Origin of the sequence: Kitasatospora sp. NPDC057542 (genome assembly GCF_042801945.1) — a bacterium.
GTDB lineage: Bacteria > Actinomycetota > Actinomycetes > Streptomycetales > Streptomycetaceae > Kitasatospora.
This window is the reverse complement of record NZ_JBHVFE010000691.1, coordinates 1-3,280: the sequence shown is the minus strand read 5'-3', so window position 1 is coordinate 3,280 and position 3,280 is coordinate 1. Positions and strand designations below refer to the sequence as shown.

Genomic DNA, 3,280 nt, shown 5'->3' with positions numbered 1-3,280 from the left:
GGTCCCGGGGGCACGGGCCCGGGGTCTGTCGGCTCTGTGCGGGGTACGTCACAACCCGGTGATGAGCGCGATCCGGAAGCCCGTTCGTCTCATTCCGGCCAGGCCCCGCCCGCTACGCTGACCGTATGACGAGCGAGGAGCAGCCCACCCCCAGCGCCGCCCCGGCCGCCAGAGCCTGGGCGTCCGACCTGCCCGAGGTCGCGCCCGCCGGGACCCCGGTGGACCGGGCCCGGGCGCTGCTGCGGACACGTGCCTACCGGCGCCTGTGGACCACCCAGTTGATCGGCGGCACCGCCGACCGGCTCGGCCTGCTGGTGCTGCTCGCGCTCACCGTGATCGCCGCCGCCCAGGGGGGCCGGTTCGGCAGCCTGCCACGCAGTCTCGCCTTCGCCCTCGCCGCGGTCCTCGCCGTCCGGGTACTGGCCACCGGGCTGGTCGGCGTCGCCCTGCTCGGCCCGGTGCACCGGCTGGTCGCGGGCCGGCTGGACCGGCGCTGGACGCTGTTCGGCGCCGACGTGCTGCGTGCCCTGCTGATCGGCCTCGCACCCTGGTGGAGCGTCTGGCTGGGCTCCGCCGCCAAGCCCTCCGGGGCCGCCGCCTACGTCCTGCTCGCCACCGTGTTCGTGACCGGTGCCGCCGAGCGGGTCTGGGGGATCACCAGGGCCGCCGCCGTCCCGGGCCTGCTGCCGCCGGCCAACCGGTACCTACCGGTCGCCGAGCAGCGTCCGGCCGCTGCCAACCTGGAGAGCGTCCGGGCCATCGACTGCTTCACCGGCTGGGTGACCGTGCCGCTCGGCGCCGTCGGCCTGGTGGCCTTCACCCTGCTCAACAACATCGGCGCGGCCCTCGGCTCCGACTGGCTCCGCGCTCACCAGCTCACCTTCGCGGCGCTCGGTGCGGCCGGGCTGTTCGCCGCCTCGGCGGTCCGCGGCTACCTCCAGCAGCTGCCCGGGGGCCCGGTGTCCGTCACCCCCGTCTCCCCGCTGCGGGGCCTGCGAGCCCCGACCGACGCTTCCCCCGGCCCCGCGCTGAGCAAGGGCCGCACCGGCAGTGCCCCGTACTTCACCTTCGCCGTCGCGGCCGGCTACGCCGCGATGGCGGGCGTCGCCGCGCTCGCGCTGCTCACCGCCGCCGAGCACCGCGCCGGGCCGATCGGCTACGGCCTGCTGGTGCTCGCCGCCACCGGGGCGCCCGCCCTGGGCGCCCGGCTCACCCGGGCCACGCTGCCCTCGCTGTCCCGTCGCCGACTGCTCGCGCTGGCGCTGCTCACCCAGGGCGTCGCGCTGATCCTGGCCGGGCTGGTGCTGGACTTCGTGCTGGTCCTGCTGCTCACCGTGCTGGCCGGCCTGGCCGCCGGGATCGTGGTCTCGGCCGGGCGCACCCTGCTCGCCCAGGAGGTCGAGGAGGCGCGGCTGCCGAAGGTCACCGAGCACCTGTTCGCGGTGCTCCGGGCCGTGGTCGCCGCCGCGCTGGTCGCCGTCCCGCTGATCGCCGCCGCCTACGGGGACGTGGAGTACGGCACCGTCGAGCCCGGCTCCTTCACCTTCATCCACGGTGGCGCGGCCCTGGCCGTCGCCACCTCCGGGCTGCTCACGCTGGTGCTCGCCGCCGTCGTGCTGCTGCGTACCGACGACCGGCGCGGCACCGCGCCGTTCGTCCGGGACCTGGTGGACTCGGTGCGCGGTTCGAGCGGCCCGGTGCCTCACCGGGGCGCGGGCACCGGCTTCTTCATCGCCCTGGAGGGCGGCGACGGCGCCGGCAAGTCCACCCAGGCCCAGGCACTCGCCGAGTGGATCCGCGGCAAGGGGCACGAGGTCGTGCTCACCCGCGAGCCCGGCGGCAGCCCGGTCGGCCAGCGGCTGCGCGGCCTCGTCCTGGACGTCGGCAACACCGGCCTGTCCCACCGCGCCGAGGCGCTGATCTACGCCGCGGACCGCGCCGAGCACGTCGAGAACGTCATCCGGCCGGCCCTCGCCCGCGGCGCCGTGGTGATCACCGACCGGTACATGGACTCCTCCATCGCCTACCAGGGCGCCGGGCGCGACCTGGCCGCGACCGAGGTCGCCCGGATCTCCCGCTGGGCCACCGGCGGGCTGCTGCCCGACCTGACCGTCGTCCTGGACGTCGACCCGACCAGGGCCCGTGAGCGCTTCACCGAGGCGCTGGACCGGCTGGAGTCCGAGCCCACCGAGTTCCACCAGCGGGTCCGGGCCGGCTTCCTCGCACTCGCCGCCGCCGACCCGGCGCGCTACCTGGTCGTGGACGGCAGTCAGGCCCCCGGCTTCGTCACCACCGCCATCCGGCACCGGCTCGACCGCGAGCTGCCGCTCTCCGAGCAGGAGAAGGCCGCCCGCGCCGAACAGGAGCGGCTGGCCAAGGAGGAGGCCGAGCGCCGCGCCGCCGAGGAGGCCCGCAAGAAGGCCGAGGCGGAGGCCGCCGAGCGCAAGCGGCAGGAACTGCTGGCGCAGCTGCGGGCCGAGCAGGCGGAGAAGGAACGGCTGGCCAAGGAGGAGGCCGAGCGGGCCGCCGCCGAGGCTCGGCGCAAGGCCGAGGAGGAGGCGCGCCGCCGGGCGGAGGAGGAGGCCAGGCGCCGCGCCGAGGAGGAGGCCGAGCTCCGGGCCGCCGCCGAGGCCCGGCTGGCCGCGGAGGCCGCCGAGCGCAAGCGGATCGCCGACGAGGCGGCCGCCCAGGCCGAGATCCAGCGGCAGCGCGAGCTCGCCCGCGAGGAGCAGCGTCGCCGGGCGGAGGAGGCGCTCCAGCGGGCCGAGGAGGCACGGCTGGCGCAGGCCGCCGCGCTCGCGGCCGCGGCTGCGGCGGCGGAGTCGGCGGAGGGCCGGGCGGAGGGCCGGCCGGGCCCGGGTTCCGGAACGGTGGCCGGGGATGACGAGACCACGGAGCTGAGGGTGCCCCGGGACACGCCGAAGGATGCTCCGCAGGACGCGTCGCAGGCGTCGGCACAGCCGTCGTCGGGCGGACTCGGGGACGAGGCGACGCGCGAGCTGTCGCCGCGGGACCGGCAGGCGGCCGTCCGGGCGGCGGAGGCCGTCGAGGCGCGCAAGGCTGCCGAGGCGCGCCGGGCCGCCGGGGCGGTCGACGAGACCGCCAAGCTGCCGGTGGTGCCGGCCTCGGCGGTGGACGAGACGGCCGTGCTGCCGAAGGTTCCGGCGGAGGCCGACCGCACCGAGGTGCTGCCGCGGATCGAGCCGGGACGTGCCGCGGGCCGCACCGAAGGCCACCCTGAGGGCCGGCCGGCGCAGGAGCCGCGGCGTGCGGAGCCTGT

At 77.3% G+C, this 3,280-nt stretch carries 1 protein-coding gene; it reads left to right on the top strand.

Going from position 1 to position 3,280, the window contains the following annotated elements; genetic code table 11:
- Positions 1–125 precede the first annotated feature (125 nt).
- Positions 126–3,280 (top strand): dTMP kinase (gene tmk / locus ACFU7Y_RS42150; protein ID WP_380771730.1); only part of this gene is annotated, 3,155 nt, incomplete at its 3' end.